This window comes from Microcystis sp. LSC13-02 (assembly GCA_002282935.1).
In the GTDB taxonomy this organism is placed as follows: domain Bacteria; phylum Cyanobacteriota; class Cyanobacteriia; order Cyanobacteriales; family Microcystaceae; genus Microcystis.
In genome coordinates, this window is record MTBT01000228.1 from 8,788 (window position 1) to 14,026 (window position 5,239).

Sequence of the window (5,239 nt, forward strand, 5' to 3'; positions counted from 1 at the left end):
ATCACTCCCATGCCTGGTACTTTTTGATTGACAAAAAGTCTAAAAGTCTTACCCAACAAGGTTTTTAGATTTATTCAGCAGACCCTAATTAATTTCTAAAAAATCTTGCAATTTTTTTAGATAAGTAGGGGCATCTTCTAACATGGGAAAGTGAGCAGTATTAGCCATCTCCACATACTGGATATTATTATTCAAATCCGCCGCTATTTTGCCCATTTTTGCGGGGATAATAATGTCTTTTTCCCCTGATACTAAAAGAGTTGGTATCTTAATCTCAGCAAATTTACCCGGCATAATTTCCACTGCCTTTTTACTCACAGATGTATAAATTGTGCCTAGGGCGGCCTCGTAATCTGCCGCTAAAAAATCTTCTAAAAAAGCAATTCTTTCTGATTTTGGGATCGATCGATGCAAAAATCTCGCCATAAATAATCGATCGGCAAAAGGTACTTTTAAAAACCAATCATAACGAAACTGTACCACATACTTACCGAATTTATGGAAGGCGGCAAAAGCCGCTTTATTATACTCAAAAATACCATTACAGGTTAAAATTGCTTTGACCACTCTTTCGGGGTACATAGTAATAAAAAAAGTCGCCACCGATGCCCCCATAGAGTGACTATTGAGATAGATTTTTTCAATTTCTAAACTATCTAAAAACAATGCTAAATCAAGGGCATATTCTTCTAAATCGTAGGAAAGATCAAGAGATTTTTCCGGCAATTTAGACCGACCAAAACCCCGCATATCGTACAATAAACAATCAAAGCGATCGCAAATTGCCGCAGCAGTCGAGCGCCAATAGCGTCCCGAACCTCCCCAACCATGAATAAACACCATCACCGGCTTTTTCTGGACAGATTCCGACCCCCGAATCCACTCGTAATAGTGGGGAACACCGCGGACAGTGACTTTTTTATCGATTATTTCGGTTTTCATGATAGATGTCGTCTTCCAGATTATCCCAAATCTTAGCGAGAGCAGTTTCGCTGACTTTTTGCCAGAAGTCCGAGTTTGTCTCCTCTGGGATGAGGGTGACTAAAACCCTAGTACCCTCTGGAATCGGCACGGATTCGAGGAGTTCGATCCGGCCTTCTTTGACAATCGCGGGAACGGTATTGAGCATAGTTAACCTCGATTTTTCCCCTTAAGCGGATTCTTGACTGGGTAAAGAGGAAGGATGAACCAATAGCTCTGCCGTGGAACGTTTTTCCACCATTTCGCGGGTGATTAAACATCGTTTCACGTCCTTGCGCGAGGGCAATTCGTACATGACATCGAGCATTAATTCTTCCACAATACCCCGTAGGGCCCGGGCCCCGGTTTTACGACGATAGGCCTCTTGGGCGATCGCTAGGACGGCATCAGATTTAAACTCTAACTGTACATTGTCCATCTTCAACAGTTTTTGATACTGTTTCACCAAAGCGTTGCGGGGTTGAGTCAGGATAGCGATTAAAGCTTCCTCATCCAGGGGTGACAGGGCCGCTAGGACGGGAATCCGACCGACAAACTCTGGAATCATGCCAAATTTGACTAAATCATCGGGAGTCATTTGTTTTAATAACCCTGCCGCTACCTTATCCTTACTAGCTTGGCCATCTCCCGGTTGAATAAAGCCCATGGATTTTTTACCGAGACGCTGATCGATCACCTTATCTAAACCGACAAACGCCCCACCGCAGATAAACAGGATATTGCTGGTGTCAATCTGAATACAATCCTGATAGGGGTGTTTGCGGCCGCCTTGGGGGGGAACATTAGCGATCGTTCCTTCTAACATTTTCAGTAAAGCTTGCTGCACCCCTTCTCCGGACACATCCCGGGTAATCGAGGTATTTTCGCTCTTACGGGCAATTTTATCGATTTCATCGATGTAGATAATGCCCCGCTGCGCTTCTTCCACGTCCAAATCTGCCACTTGTAACAGACGCAAGAGAATATTTTCCACATCTTCCCCCACATAACCGGCCTCGGTTAAAGTGGTGGCATCGGCGACAGCAAAAGGTACATCGAGGATTTTAGCCAGAGTTTGAGCTAGAAGGGTTTTTCCCGATCCTGTCGGCCCGATTAACAGAATATTAGATTTTTGCAGTTCGATCCCATCTTCCGGATTGCCGTCACTGGCCTTTTGGGTTTGGATATCTTTGAGGCGTTTGTAATGGTTATAAACGGCCACAGAAAGCACTTTTTTCGCCTCATTTTGACCGATAACGTAGTCATCGAGGTATTTTTTAATCTCTCTTGGTTTGGGAATTTGTTCCCAAGTGGTTTTATTTTGGCCCGATCGCCGTTTGTTGGGACGTTCCTCCACTGGGGCGATCGGACTAGGGGGTTCCATCAATTCCTCATCGAGAATTTCGTTACACAGTTCCACACACTCGTCACAAATATAGACCCCCGGCCCGGCGATTAATTTTCGCACTTGTTCCTGGGATTTGCCGCAAAATGAACACTTGAGGTGGGAGTCGTATTTAGACATAGTTTATTTACAGGGAAGTAACGGGAACGGTAGGATCGGGAAGTTCGGGACGGGAAATCACCAGATCGATTAACCCATATTCTTTGGCTTCGACAGCGGACATGAAAAAGTCCCGTTCGGTGTCGTTGGCGATGCGATCGTAGGGTTGACCGGTGTGGTGAGCCAGCATGGTGTTGAGTCTCTGTTTAATATAGAGGATCTCTTTGGCTTGGATGGCGATATCACTAGCTTGACCTTGGGCACCACCGAGGGGTTGGTGAATCATGATCCGGCTACTGGGTAGGGACATCCGTTTACCTGCCGCGCCACCACAAAGCAGGAATGCTCCCATACTAGCGGCTAAACCGAAACAAATTGTCGCCACGTCGGGGCGAATTTGTTGCATGGTGTCGTAGATAGCTAGTCCGGCATAAACGGAACCGCCGGGGGAGTTGATATAGAGTTGGATATCTTTTTCGGGATCTTCTGCTTCCAAGTAGAGAAGTTGGGCAACGATCGAATCAGCGACCTGATCATCGACGGGAGTTCCCAAAAAGACAATTCTCTCGCGCAAGAGTCGAGAATAGATATCAAAAGCCCGTTCACCCATGCCAGACTGTTCGATTACCACGGGTAAAACGTTAGCTAGGGAGTTTCTCCCGGTGTTAGCGTAGATAGCCGGGCGACAATTACTGGTAATTGGGTAGTCAGGTGATCTCGATTCGAGCATAATTTTTTCGGTTCCGCTATCACAATCTTAGGGGTTTTGCTTGGCTGTGGAGCTTTTACTGGCAAATGTTAAGCATCTTTAGCACGTCTGTCCATCCATTATGCCCTAAGTTTTCCTTTGTTGGCAGCAATCAGTTATCAGTTATCAGTTATCAGTTATCAGTGAACAGGGATATCGGGAGAAAAAAGCTGATGGCTGACGGCTGACGGCTAAAAGGCTGACGACTTCAAGATAGCCAAGGGTTATTCTTCCTCTGCTGCCAACACTTCCACCTCGGCGGCTGCCAAGGCTTCTTCTGTTTCCTCATCCTCCCTTGTTTCTTCCTCTAGGGAACCTTTGGGGACAAGGGTGATAGTAGCTTTTTCTTTCAGCCATTCTAGGGTGTTTTCCGCCAGCATTTCTTCGGTAATTACCGCCTCTAGACGCTGTATATCTATGTCGCGATCGGACAATTGCGCCATGATTTTAGCGATTTTTTCGGCTACCGCTTCGGGACTGACTTCAATGCCCGCGACTTGAGCCAATTCCTGCACCACGAGAGTCTGTTTCAGACTTTCGATCGCATCGGGACGGGCGTTTTCCCGCAGTTTGGGAATATTATCTTTTGTAAACAACTGGTTGACATCTAGACCCATTTGTTGAAATTCCATGAAGCTTTGGGTCAAAATTTGCGTCACTTCTTTTTCGATCAGCGTCTCCGGTAAATCTAAGGTCGCACCTTTGACAAATTCCTTGGTTAAAGCTTCATAAATGCTGTCTTTGGTTTCCTTTTCCGCTTGTTCTTGGAAGCGTTTCTCTAAACTTGCTCTTAATTCGGCGATTGTCTCCTGCTCGCTGACTTCTTGGGCAAAATCGTCGTCAAGCTCCGGTAATTCCTTTGCTTTTAACTCTTTCATCGTAATTGTAAAAATTACCGCTTTTCCTGCCACATCTTCTTTGGGATAATCTTCTGGGAAAGTTAAAGTCATCTCTTTGACTTCTTCCGGTTTCATGCCGATAATTCCTTCCACCATCCCCTCGATAAAGCGTCCTGCTTCCATATCCACCCGCAGATCTTCGCCGTCAATATCCGGGATAGCTTCGCCGGTTTCGGCGGATTTTCCTCGATAATCAACGATCGCCACATCTCCCAGCTGCGCCCCGCGATCTTCCACGGGAACCAATGTCGCTAATTGTTCTTGACGCTCTTTAAACCAATTTTCCACGGATTCGGGATCATAAACGGTTTCTTCGGCAGTAACGCTCAGATTTTCGTAATCTCCGAGAACAATTGTCGGAGCCACATCCACGGAAGCTAAAAAAGTCAAAACTTTACCCGGTTCATAGGCAGCGATCAAATCCTCAAACTTAGACAATAGCTGCGGATTGCCCAGGGACTCGATCCCCTCCTGTTTTAGGGCAGATTCGAGGCAATTTTCAATTAATTCCTCAATTACTGCCGCTTTTACCGCTTTAGTTCCCAATCTTTGCAGAAGAATCTGACGGGGAACCTTACCTGGGCGAAAACCGGGTATATTGGCCGACTTCGCTAAATTCTTTACCACTTTCTCGTGGGTGTTTTTCGTGGTTTCGGCGGGAATTTCAATTTCTAAACCTATCTGACTGGCAGGAAGCTTTTCCTGAATAACTTTCATTGATTTTTCTAGCTCTTACGACAAGGAACGTTTATAATGGGGTGAGCGGCGTTTGCGCCTGCGGTGAATACGTCCCGCTCATGATATTCTAGGGGAATAGCTGTAGTTGCTCCCCAAGCTCTCACAACCTTTTTATTTTAGCGGTCAATGGGGTATATTTAACTTATCCCGTCCTTGGGGCAGTTAAGCCCAATCAGAAAATTTTGCTGATCAAAAGCCGATCAATCCAAGTTTTAGAATAACTCGGTGGACAAAAAAGATTTTTTACCTGAAATGTCGGCTTGAAGGCTCTCGGTTTTACCTCGGAGATGAAAAGCCGACCAGCATAGAAATAGCGAAGCACGATTGACAACTCAATTCTTAGCGTGCTAGAATAGTTTGCGTAGTAGGTCGGCACGCAAGATGTTCATT

Annotated in this window: 5 protein-coding genes; all 5 read right to left on the reverse strand. The window is 45.6% G+C overall.

Features of this window, described 5'->3' with window-relative positions; translation table 11 throughout:
• Positions 1–84: 84 nt before the first annotated feature.
• The 5 genes from BGL89_RS14255 to tig all read right to left on the reverse strand — a co-directional run bounded on the left by BGL89_RS14255 (position 85) and on the right by tig (position 4,828).
• Positions 85–942, reverse strand: coding sequence for an alpha/beta fold hydrolase (locus BGL89_RS14255; protein WP_286826258.1), 858 nt, complete (start codon positions 940–942; stop codon positions 85–87).
• On the reverse strand, positions 920–1,129 hold the full coding sequence (locus BGL89_RS14260) for a hypothetical protein (protein WP_286826259.1): 210 nt from the start codon (positions 1,127–1,129) through the stop codon (positions 920–922). Before BGL89_RS14260 ends, BGL89_RS14255 begins: the two co-directional genes overlap by 23 nt.
• A gap of 21 nt (positions 1,130–1,150) precedes the next feature.
• Entirely contained in the window at positions 1,151–2,485 is a 1,335-nt protein-coding gene (clpX, locus tag BGL89_RS14265; RefSeq protein ID WP_286826260.1) for an ATP-dependent protease ATP-binding subunit ClpX, read from the reverse strand.
• 7 nt (positions 2,486–2,492) lie between these two features.
• Positions 2,493–3,194, reverse strand: a complete 702-nt coding sequence (gene clpP, locus BGL89_RS14270) for an ATP-dependent Clp endopeptidase proteolytic subunit ClpP (RefSeq protein WP_002736918.1) — start codon at positions 3,192–3,194, stop codon at positions 2,493–2,495.
• Between the two features lie 242 nt (positions 3,195–3,436).
• Positions 3,437–4,828, reverse strand: coding sequence for a trigger factor (gene tig, locus BGL89_RS14275; protein WP_286826261.1), 1,392 nt, complete (start codon positions 4,826–4,828; stop codon positions 3,437–3,439).
• Positions 4,829–5,239: the final 411 nt, after the last annotated feature.